Raw genomic sequence first — 16,512 nt, forward strand, 5'->3', positions numbered from 1 at the left:
GGCCTGCAGTTTCGCTTCGTTCAGAGAACACGGCCCGAGCGCGTCGGAACGGCGGGCGCTGAAGCGCCGGCCGACCTCCCGACGGCACTCGGGTCAGGCCCTCCCGGGGGACGTCAACCCTCCTTCGGCGCCAGGCCCGCCGGCAGGCGCAGGGTGAAGGTGGCGCCGACGCCGGGTTCGCTCGCGGCCTCGGCCGTGCCTCCGTGTGCGGCAACCAGGTGCCGGACGATGGCCAGACCCAGCCCGCTGCCGCCGGTGCGGCGGCTGCGGGACTTCTCGGCGCGCCAGAAGCGGTCGAAGACGTGCGGCAGGTCGTCGGGGGCGATGCCGCTGCCGGTGTCGGCGACCTGGAGGACGACGACGTCGTCGGCGGCGCGGCGGGCGGTCAGGGTGACGGTCCCTCCGGCCGGCGTGTGGCGCAGCGCGTTGGAGACCAGGTTGCCCAGTGCCTGTCGCATCCGGACCGGGTCGGCGTCCAGCCACGGGCTGCCGTCGGTCGCGGTGTGCAGGCCGACGTCGGCCATGTCGGCCCCGACGCGGTGGGCCGCGGCGACCTGGTCGAGCAGTTCGGCGACGCTCACGGGTTCGCGGTGCAGGCGCAGGGTGCCGGCGTCGGCGGCCGCGAGGTCCTGGAGGTCGTCGATGACGCGCTGGAGGACCAGGGCCTCCTCGTGCAGGGAGGCGAGCAGCTCCGGTTCGGGCGCGACGAGGCCGTCCCGGGTGACCTCCAGCCAGCCGCGGATGTTGGTGAGCGGGGTGCGCAGTTCGTGGGCGATGTCGCTGACCAGTGCCTTGCGCTGGACTTCGAGGCGTTCCCGGCGTTCGGCCAGCTCGTTGAAGGCCACGGCCAGGATGCCGGTCTCGTCCCGGGTGGTGACGGGCACACGTACGTACCGCTCCGGCGGCTGCTGAGCCGCCGCGGTCAGCGTGCGCAGCGGCCGTACCAGCCGGGTGGCGACCATGGCGGTCACGGCGACGGTGACGGCGAGGACCAGACCGGCCGCGCCGACGATCTTCGCCTTGTTGGCCGGGGACATGTCGAAGCGGGTCGCGCTGCTGTCCCCGCCGCCCAGGAACAGCTGGGCCATCGGCGCGACATAGGGATCGAGCTGCGCGCGGCGCACGCTGTCCACGCAGGCCTGGGCCTTGCGTACGGCGTCGGACTTCTCCAGTTCGGCGAACTTCCCCACGACGAAACTCAACCCGCCGCCCCCCTCGTCGCGGTTGATCGAAACGCGGAGCGGAACGTGCGGGTCCAGCCCCTCCCGTTTCAGACAGGGGGCGGCACGTGTGTTCAGCGCGTCCAGGGCCTTCATCTCGGTGGGCGTCTCGGAGTTGAGCTTGCCGTCGGCGCAGGCGTCCGGCACATAGCCGGAGTCGACGGTTGCGTCCGGGTCCGTGAGGACGGGGCGGCCGCTGGGCGTCCGCTCGATCGTGGTCTGGATGCCGGCGCGGGCGAAGCATTTCTGCCGTGCCTTCGCCAGCACGTCCAACTTCGCTCGCTCCACGGCCGGCAGCCGGTAGGGGCCGACCACCCGAGGGTCGATGCCGCTGAGTTGCGCGCCCGGCTGGGTGAAGGTGTCGGTGCGCAGCGGGTCGACGGTGGCGGCGGGACGCAGCGGCAGGGAGGTGCCGTCGGGTGCGGAGTCGGCGAGCGGGGCGCGGTCGGCGGTGGTCAGGGCGATACGGCGGCCCGTCTTCGCGGACAGGGTGCGTACGGTCTTCTCGGCTCCCGTCCAGTCGGGGTGGGTGGCGGCGTATCCGCTCAGCTCGGCGAGGATCTCCATGTCGGTGGCGAGGTCCTGCCCCTGCTCCTCGCGCAGGGCGCGGGTGGTGGTCTCCGTCGCCAGCCAGGCCGTCGCCGCCACCGAGCACCCGGCGATGAGTGCCGAGGCGATCAGCAGCCGGACCAGCAGCCGCTTGCGCAGGGGTATGCCGGTGCGGCTCAAGCGCGGCCGCCGCTGAGCTTGTAGCCGACGCCGAAGACGGTCAGCAGCCGGACCGGGCGGCGCGGGTCGGGCTCGATCTTCCTGCGCAGGTTCATGATGTGCACGTCCACGGCCCGTTCGGTGGAGGCCCGGTCGGCGCCGCGGGTGTACTCCAGCAACTGCCGCCGGGAGAAGACCCGCTCGGGTTCGGCGGCCATGGCCAGCAGGATCTTGAACTCCGCGGGAGTGCACTCCACCGGGCGCCCGTCGCACCGCGCTTCGTGCCGTACGGGATCCACCTCGATGCCGGTGGCCCGTACGACGGGGTCCTCCGGCCGGCCTTCGCCGGCCCGCCCGCTGCGCCGCAGGACGGTGCGGATACGGGCCATCAGCTCGCGCGGGCTGTACGGCTTGGTCATGTAGTCGTCGGCGCCGAGCTCGAGGCCGAGCAGGACGTCGTCCTCCGCGGAGCGGGCGGTGAGCATCAGCACGGGGATGTCGTCGTCCCGCCGCAGCACCCGGCACACCCCGAAGCCGTCGATCACCGGCAGCATGAGGTCGAGCACGACGAGGTCGGGCCGGTCCCGCCGGGCGACGTCGAGGGCGGATCGGCCGTCGTGGACCACGGTCGCGGAGTGCCCCTCCGCCAGCAGCGAGCGGCGTATGAGCTCGGCCTGCATCTCGTCGTCCTCGGCCACCAGTACATGTGCGCACACAGGGCGAATCCTAGGCGTCAGCGGGCGAGCGATGCCGCGTCGCCCATGACGACGACGGGGTGACGGTCCGGATCCAGCGCCGGCAGGAGGTCCTTCATGTGATCCCGGGAGATGCTGACGCAGCCGTGGGTGGGGCCGCCGTGGTCGACATGCAGCCAGGTGCTCCCGCCACGGCCGTCGCCGAGGGGGCGGGTCCAGTCGAGGGGCCGGGTGCGGGGCTCGCGGTTGCAGTTGACGGGTCCGACGCCGGGCACCCGCTGCGGGGCCACCTCGATCGGGATCTCGGGCGAGGACGAGGGCCGGGCCGGCGCCGAGGTGACGGCGGGCGCGGCGGCGCCCTGGAGGGCCGCCGCGCCGCCGCATCCGGTGACCAGCAGGGATGCGGCAGCGAGCAGGGCGAGCCGAGGCGTGGTGCGAGTGATCATGCGTCGACCGTGGCCGACGCGTGTGAGGAACTCGTCAGGGTCTACGGCTTGTTCGGCTTGCCCTCGCTGTAGAGCCAGGTCTGGAACAGTTCGTCCAGGTTCTTTCCGGACTCCCGCTCCGCCAGGCGCTCGAACTGCGTGGTCGTACCGTGCCCGGCGCGGTGCTCGGTGGCCCAGGCGCGCAGGATCCGGTAGAACGTCGGGTCCCCGACGGCGGTGCGCAGCTCGTGCAGGGCCATGGCACCGCGGGCGTAGACGGGTGTGCCGAAGATGTTCTTGCCGCTGCCGGGGTCGGCCGGCGGGAAGTCCCACAGGTCGTCGCTCGCCCGGCGGGAGTAGAGGTCGTCGAACGTCTTCTGCGCGCTGTCGCCGCCGTGCTGCTCGCTGTAGAGCCATTCGGCGTAGGTGGCGAAGCCCTCGTTGAGCCAGATGTCCTTCCAGCTGGTGAGCGAGACCGAGTCGCCGAACCACTGGTGGGCGTTCTCGTGGACGAGCGTGCTCGTGCTGGGCGCGGAGTCGTACACGGGCCGGGTCTGGGTCTCCAGGGCGTAGCCGACGTCCGGGGCGTGGTCGACGATCGAACCGGCGGCGCGGAACGGGTACGGGCCGAAGACCTTGCTCTCCCACTCCAGCACGGACGGCAGCTTCTTCAGCACACGTGCGGCGTCGGTCGCCTCGCGCGGGTCGACGGCGTTGTAGACCTTGATGCCGTCGCGGGTGGTGTACTGCTCGACCTTGAACTTGCCCACGGTCGCCGTGGCCAGGTAGGCGGCCATGGGCTCGGACTGGCGCCAGCGGTACGTGGTCTTCCCGTGGGCGGTCTGCTTGCCGAGGTAGACGCCGTTGGCGACCGCGGTCCGGCTCTCGGGGACGGTGATCGTGAAGTCGTAGGAGGACTTGTCCTTGGGGTGGTTGTTGGCCGGGAACCACGTCATGGCGCCCTGCGGCTCACCGGCGACGAAGGCTCCGTCGTCGGTGGGGATCCATCCGTCGAGAGAGCCGTCCGGGTCGGTGACGGGACCGGGGGTGCCGTTGTAGGCGACGGTGACGCGGAACTCCTGGCCCTTGCGCAGGGCGTGGCGCGGAGTGACGACGAGTTCCTGTCCGTTGCGCCGGAAGTCCGCCTTGTGGCGGTCGACGGTGACGCCGGTGACCTTCAGGCCCTCGAAGTCGAGGCCGAAGCGCGCCAGTGACTCGGTGGCGCGGGCGGTGAGGACGGCTGTGCCGTCGAGATGGCGGCTCGCCGTGTCGTAGTCGAGGGTCAGGCCGTAGTGGCTGACGTGATAGCCGCCGTTTCCGGCGAGCGGGAAGTACGGGTCTCCGGCACCGGACGCGCCCGTGCTGCCCGCCGCCGCGGGCCCGGCGGTCGCGAGCAGGGCCGCGACGGCGACGGGGACGGTAGCGACGACGGCTCCGCGGCCGAGGACGGCACTGCGTCTGGTGGACTGCTGCCGGATGTGCCTCACATGCGCTCCTTGAGGGGGTGGCGATGATCAAACCCCCTCAGACTAGGGGGCCGTCCGCCTGGTAAACCCCCTCGTTCAGGTCAAGTCACGCGGCGTCACCCGACCCGCCCGCCTTACGCTCGGAAGCACCACTGGTGCCACCGCGGAAGGGCCGACCATGAGCGTGCGTGTGCGCCGCGTCTACGAACCGCCGGAACCCGACGACGGCGTGCGTGTCCTGGTCGACCGGCTGTGGCCGCGCGGCCTGTCCAAGGACGCGGCACGGGTGGACGAGTGGCCCAAGGACCTCACCCCGTCCGCCGAGCTGCGCCGCTGGTACCACGCGGGCGAGGGGTCGTACGAGGAGTTCGCGAGCCGTTACGAGGCGGAGCTCGCCGCGCCGGAAGCGGCCGAACTCCTCGATCGCGTCCGCGATTCGGCCGGCAAGGGGCCCGTCACCCTGCTGACCGCCTCGAAGTTCCCCGAACGCAGTCACGCGACCGTCCTGGCCCGTCTCCTCGAGACCTGAGGAGACGGACCGTCGGGTCCCGGTCAGGCCGTCTGCTTCGCCGCCGCGCGGCCCGCCGCCCGCCCCGAGAAGAGGCAGCCGCCGAGGAAGGTGCCCTCCAGGGCGTTGTAGCCGTGAACGCCGCCGCCGCCGAATCCGGCGACCTCGCCGGCCGCGTACAGACCGTCGATCGCGGTGCCGTCGGCGCCCAGGGCGCGGGAATCGAGGTCGGTCTGGATGCCGCCCAGGGTCTTGCGGGTGAGGATGTGCAGCTTGACGCCGATCAGCGGTCCGGCTGCCGGGTCGAGGACGCGGTGCGGGGTGGCGACGCGGCCGAGGCGGTCGCCGATGTAGCGGCGGGCGTTGCGGATGCCCTGGATCTGGGAGTCCTTGCTGTAGGGGTTGGCGACCTGGAGGTCCCGGGCCTCGATCTGGCGGCGCACCTCGGCCGCGTCGAGCAGCGGCTTCTCGGTCAGCCCGTTCATCTTCTCGACGAGCTGCTCGAGGGTGTCGGCCACCACGAAGTCGGCGCCGTGCCGCACGAAGTCCGTGACCGGGCCGGGCGCGCCCTTGCCGAGCACCCGGTCGCGCAGGAACGCCTTGCGGTCCTTGGCGGTGATGTCGGGGTTCTGCTCGGAGCCCGACAGCGCGAACTCCTTCTCGATGATCTTCTGGGTGAGGATGAACCAGGAGTGGTCGTGGCCGGCGATGTCGTCGGTGGTGCGCAGGTGCTTGAGGGTGCCGAGCGTGTCGTAGCCGGGCAGGCACGGGTCGGGCAGCCGACGGCCGAGGGCGTCGAACCACAGCGAGGACGGGCCGGGCAGGATGCGGATGCCGTGGCCGGGCCAGACCGGGTTCCAGTTCTGCAGGCCCTCGGTGTAGTGCCACATGCGGTCGCGGTTGACCAGCCGCACGCCCGCGCCGGCGCTGATGTCGAGCATGCGCCCGTCGACGTACGCCGGTACGCCGGTGACCATCTCGGCCGGGGGCGTGCCCAGCCGCTCGGGCCAGTGGCGGCGGACGATGTCGTGGTTGGCGCCGATGCCGCCGCTGGTGACGACGACAGCCTGGGCGGTGAGGTGGAAGTCGCCGATCGGCTCCCGGTTGGAGGCCACGCCCCGCGGCGAGTCGTCGTCGGCCAGGACGGTCCCGCGCACCCCGCGCGCGGCGCCGTCCTCGATGACGAGCTCGTCGACCTGGTGACGGTGGTAGAAGGTGAGCAGTCCGTCGCGCTCGGCCTGCTTGGCGTAGCGGGCGAAGGGCTCCACGACGCCGGTGCCCGTTCCCCAGGCGATGTGGAAGCGGGGTACGGAGTTGCCGTGTCCGCCGGCGCGCAGGTCGCCGCGCTCCGCCCAGCCGACCGTGGGCAGCAGCTTGATGCCGTGGCCCTCGAGCCAGGACCGCTTCTCCGCCGCGGCGAACTCGACGTAGGCGCGCGCCCAGCGCACCGCCCAGGAGTCCTCGTCCTCGGTGCGGTCGAACTGCGCGCTGCCCTGCCAGTCGTTCCAGGCGAGGTCGATGGAGTCCTTGATGCCCAGGCGGCGCTGTTCCGGGGAGTCGACGAGGAACAGCCCGCCGAAGGACCAGAACGCCTGGCCGCCGAGGTTGGCGGCGTTCTCCTGGTCGACCAGGGCGACGCGCCTGCCCCGGCTGGTGAGTTCGTGCGCCGCGACCAGGCCGGCGAGGCCCGCTCCGACGACGATGACGTCCGCGTCCATGGCGACCGTTTCCTTCCTCATCCGCCGCTGTGGGCGGCGGGCTTGTCGCTGCCGTCGGTGAGCAGCGCGGTGAGCAGTTGCTTGAGCCAGGCGCGAGCGCGCTCGACGTCCTTGTCCAGCAGCAGTTGGGTGGTGACTCCGTCGTACGCGGCGACCACGGCGTGGGCGGCGCCCTCGACGTCGCCGAGTACGGCGGGCAGTTCGGTGTGCCCCCGGGCCCGGGCGAGCCGGTCGGCGATCGCCTGCCGCAGCCGGGCCCGGTGGTCCAGCAGCGTCCGCGCCACGAGCGGGTCGCGGGCGGCGTGCACCAGGAAGTCCGTCTTCACCAGGAGCCAGTCCAGGTCGAGGAGGAGCACCTCGGTGACGCGGTCCACGGCGGCGGGTACGTCGAGGTCGGGTCCGTCGAGGGCGAGCGCCCCGGCGACCTGGTCGGCGATGAGGTCGGCGCGCTGCCGGTAGAGAGCGAAGAACAGCTCGTCGAGGCTGTCGAAGTTCGAGTAGAAGGCGCCCCTGCTGTAGCCGGCGGCCTCGCAGACCTCCTCGATCGAGACCCGCCCGAAGCCCTTGGCGGCGAACACCGCGAAGGCGGCGTCGAGCAGGTTGGCGCGCGTGCGGACACGGCGCTTGGTGATGCGCCCGGTCGTCTGTGCTGCCGCTGCCATGCCCGGACCTCCCGTTCGATACGCGAATGTATCCGATACACCAATGCATCGAAAGAGTGCGGCACCCGGCAGTGAATCCACCAGGATGAAATCAAGGGGAACATGTATTCGATTAGGCGTACGCTGGACCCATGACCATGCACCTCCAGGGCTCGCTCTTCGACCAGACCGACGAGCTCCGGCTCGGCAGGCTCGACGGGATACGCCGGACGGAGCTCGGGCACGGCGCCTGGATCGACGTACTGCCCGGATGGCTCACCGGAGCCGACGCCCTGTTCGAACAACTGGCGGCCGAGGTCCCGTGGCATGCCGAGCGACGGAAGATGTACGACCAGGTCGTGGACGTGCCCCGGCTGCTCGCGTTCTACGACGCCGACGCCCCGCTGCCCCACCCGGTTCTCACCGAGGCCCGCGAGCTGCTCTCGGCGCACTACGCCGCCGAGCTGGGCGAGCGGTTCACCACGGCCGGGCTGTGCTACTACCGCGACGGCCGGGACAGCGTCGCCTGGCACGGCGACCGGATCGGGCGGGGCGCGCGCGAGGACACAATGGTCGCGATCCTCTCCGTGGGCGCACCCCGCGACCTGCTGCTGCGTCCGCTGCACGGGGGAGGCGACACGGTACGGCGTCCGCTGGGGCACGGCGACCTGATCGTGATGGGCGGCTCGTGCCAGCGCACCTGGGAGCACTGCGTACCCAAGACCGCGCGCGCCTCGGGACCGCGCATCAGCGTGCAGTTCCGCCCGCACGGCGTGCGGTGAGACGCGCGCCCGGTCGCGGGGACCGACCGGACGGAACCCTGTCCTCCTCGCGCCCCCCTCCCTCACACTGGGCCGGACAGGGGGGAGGCCCGACGATGCCTGTGCGCGGACGGCGCGGCGAACTGGATTCCCTGCGCACCCTCGTCGTGGTGGGCCTGGTCTTCTTCCACGCGGCCCTGGTCTTCTCCCCGGACGACGACTACTACGTCAAGAACGCGGACACGACCGGCGCCATCACGGTGCTCGCCGGGTTCGGCGTGGTGTGGGCGATGCCCATGCTGTTCCTCGTCGCCGGGCTCGGCGCGCGGCACTCGATCCGCCGCCGAGGTGCGGGCGGATTCGCCCGTGAGCGCCTGCTGCGCCTGGGCGTCCCCCTGGTCTTCGCCACGCTCGCCCTCGACCCGCTCCCCCAGTGGCTGCGGCTGCGGGCCGCCGACCCCGGCCATCACGAGTCGTACTGGCACTTCTGGCCCCGCTTTCTCACCGTGCACCTCGACCTCGGCGATTTCCCCTTCGTCCTCGCCGGCCGCTACTTCGAGACCGGGCACCTCTGGTTCGTCGTCCTGCTGCTCACCTTCTGCCTGCTCCTCGCACCGGTCGCCGCACCCCTCGCGGCCGCCGCGGAGCGCTCCGGCCCCCTCGTGGCCCGCCACCCCGCCCTGCTCCTGCTGCCCGCCCTGCCCCTCGCGGCGATCGACTCGCTGCTGGGCATGGAGGAGGACTTCGCGGGCTGGAACCGCTGGGCGTACCTGCTGTTCTTCCTCTACGGCCACGCCCTCGCCGACGACGACCGGATCCGCGCCGCCACGCGCCGCCTCGCCGTGCCGGTCGGCGTACTGGGACTCCTGCTGTTCGCGGGCACCGCGCCGGGGTTCGTCACGCAGGACGACCCGTTCACCGCGTGGACCCCGTTCGCGCTGGTCACCCGCGCGCTGTTCGGCGCGGCGGGCTGGTGCTGGGTACTGGCCATCGTCGGGCTGCTGGACCGGGCACGCGAAGGTCGCCCAGGCGAAGGCGGCTCACACGAACCCCAGGAGGCGGGCGTCAGCCGCCGACGGGTGACGGCATATCTCGCCGTGGCCGCGCTGCCGCTGTACGTCCTGCACCAGCCGGTCGTGGTCGCGTTCGCCTACGGCGTGGTCGGATGGTCCGCGCCGATCGTGGTCAAGTACGCGGTGATCGTGACCGGCTCGCTGGCGGTGATCCTCCTGCTGTACGAGTACGGGGTCCGCCGGACGCGACTGACGCGGTTCCTGTTCGGAATGCGGGCCGCCCCGCCAGGCAGGACACCGTCGTGATCTGCTTTGCTGTCCCCATCGGGCACGGACCTCACCACGCGGGACGATCATGCGGGCAGATGTGCGGCAAGTCGCGGACGGCACCTACCTGGTGCACGGCAGCAACACCAACTGGGTGATCCTCACCGACGGGGACGCCGTCACCCTGATCGACACGGGCTACCCCGGCGACCGGCAGCTGGTCATGGAGTCCCTTGCGGCGGTGGGGAGTTCACCGGAGGCGGTCGCGGCCGTGCTGATCACCCACGCGCACAACGACCACCTGGGTTCCGCCGAGTACCTGCGCACCACCCACGGCACGCCGGTGTTCCTGCACGAGGCCGAAGTGCCGCACGCGCGCCGGGATTTCCTCCAGCAGGTGACCGTCGGGGAGGTGCTGAGGAACGCGTGGCGTCCGGGCGTCCTGCCCTGGATGGCGCACGTCCTGCGCTCCGGCGGCACCGAGCAGCACCCCGTCACCGCGCCCGAGCCCTTCCCGGGCACGGGCCCGCTGGACCTGCCCGGCCGGCCCGTGCCCGTGCACACGCCCGGCCACACGGTCGGACACACCGTCTTCCATCTTCCGGACGCCGGGATCGTCGTATCCGGTGACGCCCTGGTCAGCGGCCACGCCACCTCGCGCGCCGAGGGACCGCAGTTGCTGCCCGACATGTTCCACCACGAGCGCGCCCGAGCCGTGGCCTCCCTCGACGTGATCGAAGCCCTGGCCGCCGATGTACTGCTGCCCGGGCACGGACCCGTGCACCAGGGGTCGGTGAAGGCGGCCGCGCAGCAGGCCCGGGAGCGGGCGGCCTAGCAGGCCCGGGAGCCGGCCCAGCAGGCCAGGAAGTGGACGGGTCGGCAGGCGACGCGGCGGCCCGCCTAAGCTCGGGCCATGGCTTTGCAGATCAGCGCCACCAATCCGGAGCATCCCGTGCTCCTGCTCGAACTCCCCTGGGACGTGCCCCTGGAGGAGTGGCCGGAGGAGTACCTCGTGCCGCTGCCGCGCGGCATCTCCCGCCACGTCGTGCGCTACGCGCGCGCCGGCGACGAGGTCATCGCCGTCAAGGAGCTCGCGGAACGGCCCGCGCTGCGCGAGTACGAGCTGCTGCGCGACCTCGACCGCCTGGGCATCCCCGCAGTGGACCCGCTGGCCGTGGTCACCGGCCGCACCGACGCCGCGGGCGGCCCGCTGGAGCCGGTGCTGGTCACCCGGCACCTCGGCGGCTCGATGCCGTACCGCTCGATGTTCGAGACGACCATGCGCCCGGCGACGATGCACCGGCTCATGGACGCCCTGGCGGTGCTGCTGGTGCGTCTGCATCTGGCCGGGTTCGCCTGGGGCGACTGCTCCCTGTCCAACACGCTCTTCCGGCGCGACGCGGGCGCCTACGCCGCGTACCTGGTGGACGCGGAGACCGGCGACCTGCATCCGCAGCTGAGCCCCGGGCAGCGCGACTACGACCTCGACCTCGCCCGGGTCAACATCAGCGGCGAGCTGCTCGACCTGGAGGCCTCCGGGGCGCTGCACCCCTCCGTGGATCCGATCGAGTTCGGCATGGAGATCTGCGCCCGCTACGGGAGCCTGTGGCAGGAGCTGACCCGCACCTCCGTCTATCCGGCGGGCAAGTACCACTACATAGAACGCCGGATACGCCGGCTGAACGACCTCGGTTTCGACGTGGCCGAGATGCAGATCGAGCACTCCTCCAACGGCGACACGGTCACCTTCGTGCCCAAGGTCGTCGACGCGGGCCACCACCAGCGCCAGCTGCTGCGCCTGACGGGCCTGGACACCGAGGAGAACCAGGCCCGGCGGCTGCTCAACGACCTGGAGAGCTGGATGGCGACCCAGGACGACTACGCGCCGGGCGACCCCCTCGCCGCCCGCCCGGAGGTGCTCGCGCACCGGTGGGTGCGGGATGTGTTCCGGCCCACCGTGCGCGCCGTACCGCTCGACCTGCGCGGCTCGATGGACCCGGCCGAGATCTACCACGAGCTGCTCGAACACCGCTGGTACCTGTCCGAGCGCGCCCAGCACGACATCGGTCTGGACACGGCCGTGGAGGACTACATCAAGAAGATCCTCCCCAGGGCGCGCGAGACGCTGGAGCCGACGATGCCCGAGTGACTCAGCCGTGCGGGACGACGGCGACCGGGCACTCGGCGTGGTGCAGCACCCCGTGCGCGACCGAACCGATCCGGGCGCCCACGGCCGTACGGTGGGCCCGGCGTCCCACCACCATCAGCTGGGCCCGCCCGGTCACCGACAGCAGGACCTGGCCCGCGCTGCCCATCTCCAGGTGCTCGACCACCGGCACATCGGGGAAGCGCGCCCGCCACGGTGCGAGGGCCTCGCCGAGCGCCGTCTTCTCGTACGGCTCCAAGCCCCCGGCGTCGTCGAGGAGCTTCAACGAGCCCGGGCTGTAGGCGAACACCGGCGGCAGCGTCCAAGCCCGTACCGCGCGCACGGTGGCGCCACGGACCGCCGCCGTCTCGAAGGCGAACCGCAGGGCTTCGGCGCTGTCGTCGGGGCTGCCCTCCTGCCCCACGACGATCTCGCGGCCGCCCGCCTCGGCGGCGGCCTGGTCCCCGGCCCGCACGAGGACCACGGGCCGTACGGCCTCGGCGATGACCTGCTGTCCGACGGAACCCAGCAGGAAGCCCACGACGGCCGCGTGCCCGCGCGAGCCCAGCACCAGCAGCTCGGCGTCCGCCGCGGCGGCGACGAGCGTCTCGGCCGCCGGGCCCTCCCTGACGTCGGTGGACAGCTCCAGGTCCGGGTGCCGCTCGGTGATCGTCCGGACTGCGGCGGCCACCGCGTCCCGCACCCAGCGCGCCTGTGTGTCCCGGTCGGCGACGTCGGCCGGCACGGCCGACTGGAACCGCCAGGCGTGCACCACGCGCAGCGCCAGCCCTCTGCGGACGGCCTCCCGGGCCGCCCAGGCGAGTGCGGCCAGGCTCTCGTCCGTTCCGTCGACGCCGGCCGTGATGGGGCGCGTCATGCGCGTTGCCTCCCTGTTGTCGTGTGCGAAGTCCGTGAGCCCCAGTCTTCACTACGCTCGCCTCCATGACCTTGGAATGGGAACAGGTGATCGTGGACGCGGCCGATCCGGCGGCCCTGGGGCGCTGGTGGGCCGAGGCGCTGGGCTGGGCGGTGGTGAACGACTCCCCCGACGAGTACGAGATCCGCCCGACGCCCGAGCGCCTGCCGGGGTTGCTGTTCGTGCCGGTCCCGGAGGCCAAGTCCGTCAAGAACCGGCTGCACCTCGACTTCCGCCCCGAGGACCAGCGCGCCGAGGTGGAACGCCTGCTGTCCCTGGGCGCCCGGCACGCGGACGTGGGCCAGGGCGAACAGCCGTGGGTGTCGCTCGCGGACCCGGAGGGCAACGAGTTCTGCGTCCTGGGTGAGCGTCGGTCCTGACGGCGTCCGTCCGGCCTGCGCCGCGTACCCGAGCGAAGCGGGACGATCGAACATACGATGGCGGGAGCCGGCGCGGCGGCGAAGGAGGCGCCGTGCCGCACATCCGATCACTCGGGGTGGGAGACGTATGGCACAGGCTGCCGAGGCAGCGCGGACCGTCATCTTGACCGTGGACGACGACCCGGGAGTCTCCCGTGCCGTCGCCCGGGATCTGAGGCGGCGCTACGGCGAGTCGTACCGGATCGTGCGCGCGGAGTCCGGCGAGTCCGCGTTGGACGCGCTGCGCGAGCTGAAGCTGCGCGGCGACCTCGTGGCCGTGATCCTGGCCGACTACCGCATGCCGCAGATGAACGGCATCGAGTTCCTGGAACAGGCCCTGGACGTGTATCCGGGCGCGCGGCGCATACTGCTGACCGCGTACGCGGACACCGGCGCCGCGATCGACGCGATCAACGTCGTCGATCTCGACCACTATCTGCTCAAACCGTGGGATCCGCCGGAGGAGAAGCTCTATCCGGTGCTGGACGACCTGCTGGAGGCGTGGCGCTGCAGTGACTTCCGGCCGGTGCCCAGCACCAAGGTGGTCGGCCACCGCTGGTCGGCGCGCTCGTCCGACGTGCGGGAGTTCCTGGCCCGCAACCAGGTGCCGTACCGCTGGTACTCGGCCGAGGAGCCCGAGGGGCAGCGGCTGCTGGCGGCGGCCGGCCAGGACGGTCAGCGACTGCCGCTGGTGATCACCCCGGACGGGGCGCCGCTGGTCGAGCCGCAGGCGCCCGAGCTGGCAGCGCGGGTGGGGCTGGCGACGACACCGACGGCCGACTTCTACGACCTCGTCGTGATCGGCGGTGGGCCCGCGGGGCTGGGTGCCGCGGTGTACGGGGCCTCGGAGGGTCTGCGGACCGTGCTCGTGGAGCGGTCGGCGACCGGCGGGCAGGCCGGGCAGAGCTCGCGGATCGAGAACTACCTCGGCTTCCCGGACGGCGTGTCGGGGGCGCAGCTCACCGACCGGGCCCGGCGGCAGGCGGCGAAGTTCGGCGCCGAGATCCTCACCGCGCGCGAGGTGACGGGGCTGGAGGTCAACGGTGCCGCGCGGACGGTGCGGTTCTCGGACGGGTCGGCGGTCGCCGCGCACAGTGTGATCCTCGCGACCGGCGTGTCGTACCGGCAACTGCAGGCGCCGGGTTGCAACGACCTGACCGGGTGCGGAGTGTTCTACGGGTCGGCGCTGACCGAGGCGGCCTCCTGCCAGGGGCACGACGTGTACATCGTCGGGGGCGCCAATTCGGCGGGGCAGGCGGCCATGTACCTGGCCCGGGGTGCCAAGTCGGTGACCCTGCTGGTGCGCGGCGCCGACCTGTCCGCGTCGATGTCGTACTACCTGATCCAGCAGATCAGCGAGGCACCGAACATCTCGGTTCGCGCGCGTACCGTCGTCGAGTCCGCGCACGGCTCCGACCACCTGGAGCAGCTCACCCTGCGCGACATGGACACGGGCCGGACCGAACTGGTCGACGCGCAGTGGATGTTCGTGTTCATCGGCGCGGCCCCGCTGACCGGCTGGCTGGACGGCACGGTGCTGCGGGACGAGCACGGGTTCATCCTGACCGGCCCCGACCTCACCCCGGACGGGCGGCCACCGGCGGACTGGGAGCTGGACCGGCCGCCGTACCACCTGGAGACCAACATTCCCGGCGTGTTCGTGGCGGGCGACGCGCGTGCCGAGTCCGCCAAGCGTGTCGCGTCCGCCGTCGGAGAGGGAGCCATGGCCGTGATGCTCGTCCACCGGTATCTGGAGCAGTCGTGAGCGGGCAGGTGATGCCCTGCAGCGCGCAGGAGATCGGTTCGCTGTTCCTGTTCGAGAAGCTGACACCTCAGCAACTCGGGCGGCTGTGCAGCGAGGGGCGGGTGGAGAAGTTCGCACCCGGACCCGTGTACGCCGAGGGTGAGCCGGCCACCTGCTTCTTCGTGATGATCGAGGGCACGGTCGTGTTGTCCCGGCGGGTCGGCGGCGACGACGTGGAGGTCACCCGCACCTCGCAGCCCGGCGTCTACTCAGGGGCCATGCAGGCATACCTCGGGGACCGGGTCCGACAGGGCTACAACAACTCCATGCGCGTCACGGAACCGACGCGGTTCTTCGTGCTGCCCGCCGACACGTTCGCGAGCATCATGCAGGAGTGGTTCCCGATGGCGGTCCATCTGCTGGAGGGGCTGTTCTTCGGGTCGAAGAGCACACAGCGGGCCATCGGGCAGCGTGAACGGCTGCTGGCACTGGGCTCATTGTCCGCGGGCCTCACGCACGAGCTGAACAACCCCGCGGCGGCCGCTGTCCGCGCCACCGCCACACTGCGCGAACGGGTCGCCAAGATGCGGCACAAGCTCGCCGTCATCTCCGCGGGCCCGTATCCGCGCGAGGCCCTCGCCAACCTCATCGAGATCCAGGAACGCACCGCCGAACGCGTCGCCAAGGCACCCGCGTTGAGCCCGCTGGAGGCGGCGGACCGGGAGGACGCGCTCACCGACTGGCTCGACGACCACGACATCCCGGACGGCTGGCGGCTCGCTCCCACCTTCGTGCAGGCCGGCCTCGACATCGACTGGCTGGACCAGGTCGCGGCGGCCGTGGACGAGGAGATCCTGCCGGGCGCGGTCGGCTGGCTCAACTACACCGTCGAGACCGAGCTGTTGATGGACGAGATCGAGGACTCCACCACCCGCATCTCGCACCTCGTCGACGCCGCCAAGCAGTACTCGCAGCTCGACCGTGCCCCCTACCAGGTCGCCGACGTGCACGAACTCCTCGACAGCACCCTGCTGATGCTCTCGGGGAAGATCGGGGAGCGGATCAAGGTCGTGAAGGAGTTCGACCGTACGCTCCCGCGGATCCCGGCGTACCCTGCGGAGCTCAACCAGGTGTGGACCAACCTGATCGACAACGCGGTCTCCGCCGTCAACAGCGCGGGCGGCGACGGGACGTTGACGGTGCGGACCGCGCTGGAGAACGACCAGTTGCTGGTGGAGTTCCGGGACTCGGGGACCGGCGTGCCACCGGAGATCCGCAGCCGCATCTTCGACCCGTTCTTCACCACCAAACCGGTGGGCCAGGGGACGGGACTGGGCCTGGACATCTCCTGGCGGATCGTCGTCAACAAGCACCACGGCAACATCGAGGTCGAGTCCGTGCCGGGCGACACCCGGTTCCGGGTCCTCCTCCCGCTCACGGCGGCGGACCCCGACACCATCCCCGAGGAGGCGGCATGAGCGGCAATGACGGCATCGACACGAGCGTCCCGCCGAGCGGTACCGGCTGCGTCGAGTGCGACGGGGCGGGCGGCTGGTGGTTCCATCTGCGGCGCTGCGCGCAGTGCGGGCACATCGGCTGCTGCGACTCCTCCCCCTCCCAGCACGCCACCGCGCACCACAAGGCGACCGGGCATCCCCTGATACGCAGTTTCGAGCCGGGCGAGGAGTGGTTCTGGAACTACGAGACGAACGAGTTGTACGAGTCCGGGCCCGAGCTCGCACCGCCGGAGAGCCACCCCGCGGACCAGCCCATTCCGGGGCCCGCGGGGCGGGTGCCGGCGAACTGGGCGGAGAAGCTGCACTGAACCGTCCTCCGTCCGGGCTGCGGCAGGAGCGTTGTCACAG

The 16,512-nt window shown here is 71.8% G+C and carries 16 protein-coding genes; 9 read left to right on the forward strand and 7 right to left on the reverse strand.

Annotated features, from left to right (window positions below):
* Window positions 1–113 precede the first annotated feature (113 nt).
* From ACFY16_RS30900 to ACFY16_RS30915, 4 genes are read right to left on the reverse strand one after another with little or no spacing between them, the layout of a single operon-like run.
* A complete protein-coding gene (locus tag ACFY16_RS30900) occupies window positions 114–1,949 on the reverse strand; it encodes an ATP-binding protein (RefSeq protein ID WP_390650476.1) in 1,836 nt (611 codons plus the stop codon).
* On the reverse strand, window positions 1,946–2,644 hold the full coding sequence (locus ACFY16_RS30905; protein WP_390650477.1) for a response regulator transcription factor: 699 nt from the start codon (window positions 2,642–2,644) through the stop codon (window positions 1,946–1,948). The genes ACFY16_RS30900 and ACFY16_RS30905 overlap by 4 nt, the downstream gene beginning before the upstream one ends.
* Window positions 2,645–2,661: 17 nt before the next feature.
* On the reverse strand, window positions 2,662–3,069 hold the full coding sequence (locus tag ACFY16_RS30910) for a hypothetical protein (RefSeq protein ID WP_390650478.1): 408 nt from the start codon (window positions 3,067–3,069) through the stop codon (window positions 2,662–2,664).
* A gap of 41 nt (window positions 3,070–3,110) precedes the next feature.
* Window positions 3,111–4,526 carry a M1 family metallopeptidase gene (locus tag ACFY16_RS30915; RefSeq protein ID WP_390650508.1) on the reverse strand — a complete coding sequence of 472 codons (1,416 nt, stop codon included), beginning with the start codon at window positions 4,524–4,526 and terminating at the stop codon, window positions 3,111–3,113.
* 166 nt (window positions 4,527–4,692) lie between these two features.
* Between ACFY16_RS30915 and ACFY16_RS30920 the strand changes: the two genes are divergently transcribed.
* Window positions 4,693–5,043 carry a DUF488 domain-containing protein gene (locus ACFY16_RS30920; RefSeq protein WP_390650479.1) on the forward strand — a complete coding sequence of 117 codons (351 nt, stop codon included), beginning with the start codon at window positions 4,693–4,695 and terminating at the stop codon, window positions 5,041–5,043.
* 23 nt (window positions 5,044–5,066) lie between these two features.
* On the opposite strand, the gene ACFY16_RS30925 is transcribed toward ACFY16_RS30920, so the two are convergent.
* Both ACFY16_RS30925 and ACFY16_RS30930 read right to left on the reverse strand, forming a co-directional pair.
* Entirely contained in the window at window positions 5,067–6,740 is a 1,674-nt protein-coding gene (locus ACFY16_RS30925) for an FAD-binding dehydrogenase (protein WP_390650480.1), read from the reverse strand.
* Window positions 6,741–6,757: 17 nt separating this feature from the next.
* Window positions 6,758–7,402: a TetR/AcrR family transcriptional regulator gene (locus ACFY16_RS30930; RefSeq protein WP_390650481.1), complete on the reverse strand. Its 645-nt coding sequence runs from the start codon at window positions 7,400–7,402 to the stop codon at window positions 6,758–6,760.
* Window positions 7,403–7,533: 131 nt separating this feature from the next.
* Here ACFY16_RS30930 and ACFY16_RS30935 point away from each other — a divergent pair, with 131 nt between their 5' ends.
* From ACFY16_RS30935 to ACFY16_RS30950, 4 genes are all read left to right on the forward strand, one after another.
* Window positions 7,534–8,163, forward strand: coding sequence for an alpha-ketoglutarate-dependent dioxygenase AlkB (locus ACFY16_RS30935; protein ID WP_390650482.1), 630 nt, complete (start codon window positions 7,534–7,536; stop codon window positions 8,161–8,163).
* Window positions 8,164–8,258: 95 nt separating this feature from the next.
* Window positions 8,259–9,461 carry an acyltransferase gene (locus tag ACFY16_RS30940; RefSeq protein WP_390650483.1) on the forward strand — a complete coding sequence of 401 codons (1,203 nt, stop codon included), beginning with the start codon at window positions 8,259–8,261 and terminating at the stop codon, window positions 9,459–9,461.
* 49 nt (window positions 9,462–9,510) lie between these two features.
* Window positions 9,511–10,257 (forward strand): MBL fold metallo-hydrolase, encoded by a 747-nt coding sequence (locus tag ACFY16_RS30945; RefSeq protein WP_390650484.1) that lies wholly within the window; start codon window positions 9,511–9,513, stop codon window positions 10,255–10,257.
* 78 nt (window positions 10,258–10,335) lie between these two features.
* Complete coding sequence (locus tag ACFY16_RS30950) at window positions 10,336–11,571, forward strand: DUF4032 domain-containing protein (protein ID WP_390650485.1); 1,236 nt, start codon at window positions 10,336–10,338, stop codon at window positions 11,569–11,571.
* 1 nt (window position 11,572) lies between these two features.
* Here the strand turns inward: ACFY16_RS30950 and ACFY16_RS30955 are convergent, their stop codons facing one another.
* Window positions 11,573–12,445, reverse strand: coding sequence for a universal stress protein (locus ACFY16_RS30955; protein WP_390650486.1), 873 nt, complete (start codon window positions 12,443–12,445; stop codon window positions 11,573–11,575).
* Window positions 12,446–12,510: 65 nt separating this feature from the next.
* Between ACFY16_RS30955 and ACFY16_RS30960 the strand changes: the two genes are divergently transcribed.
* From ACFY16_RS30960 to ACFY16_RS30975, 4 genes are all read left to right on the forward strand, one after another.
* Window positions 12,511–12,864 carry a VOC family protein gene (locus tag ACFY16_RS30960; RefSeq protein ID WP_390650487.1) on the forward strand — a complete coding sequence of 118 codons (354 nt, stop codon included), beginning with the start codon at window positions 12,511–12,513 and terminating at the stop codon, window positions 12,862–12,864.
* Between the two features lie 127 nt (window positions 12,865–12,991).
* A complete protein-coding gene (locus ACFY16_RS30965) occupies window positions 12,992–14,668 on the forward strand; it encodes an FAD-dependent oxidoreductase (RefSeq protein WP_390650488.1) in 1,677 nt (558 codons plus the stop codon).
* A complete protein-coding gene (locus ACFY16_RS30970) occupies window positions 14,665–16,125 on the forward strand; it encodes an ATP-binding protein (RefSeq protein ID WP_390650489.1) in 1,461 nt (486 codons plus the stop codon). Before ACFY16_RS30965 ends, ACFY16_RS30970 begins: the two co-directional genes overlap by 4 nt.
* On the forward strand, window positions 16,122–16,472 hold the full coding sequence (locus ACFY16_RS30975) for a UBP-type zinc finger domain-containing protein (RefSeq protein WP_390650490.1): 351 nt from the start codon (window positions 16,122–16,124) through the stop codon (window positions 16,470–16,472). Before ACFY16_RS30970 ends, ACFY16_RS30975 begins: the two co-directional genes overlap by 4 nt.
* Window positions 16,473–16,512 lie beyond the last annotated feature (40 nt).

Source organism: Streptomyces sp. NPDC001315 (assembly GCF_042896175.1).
Taxonomy (GTDB): Bacteria; Actinomycetota; Actinomycetes; order Streptomycetales; family Streptomycetaceae; genus Streptomyces.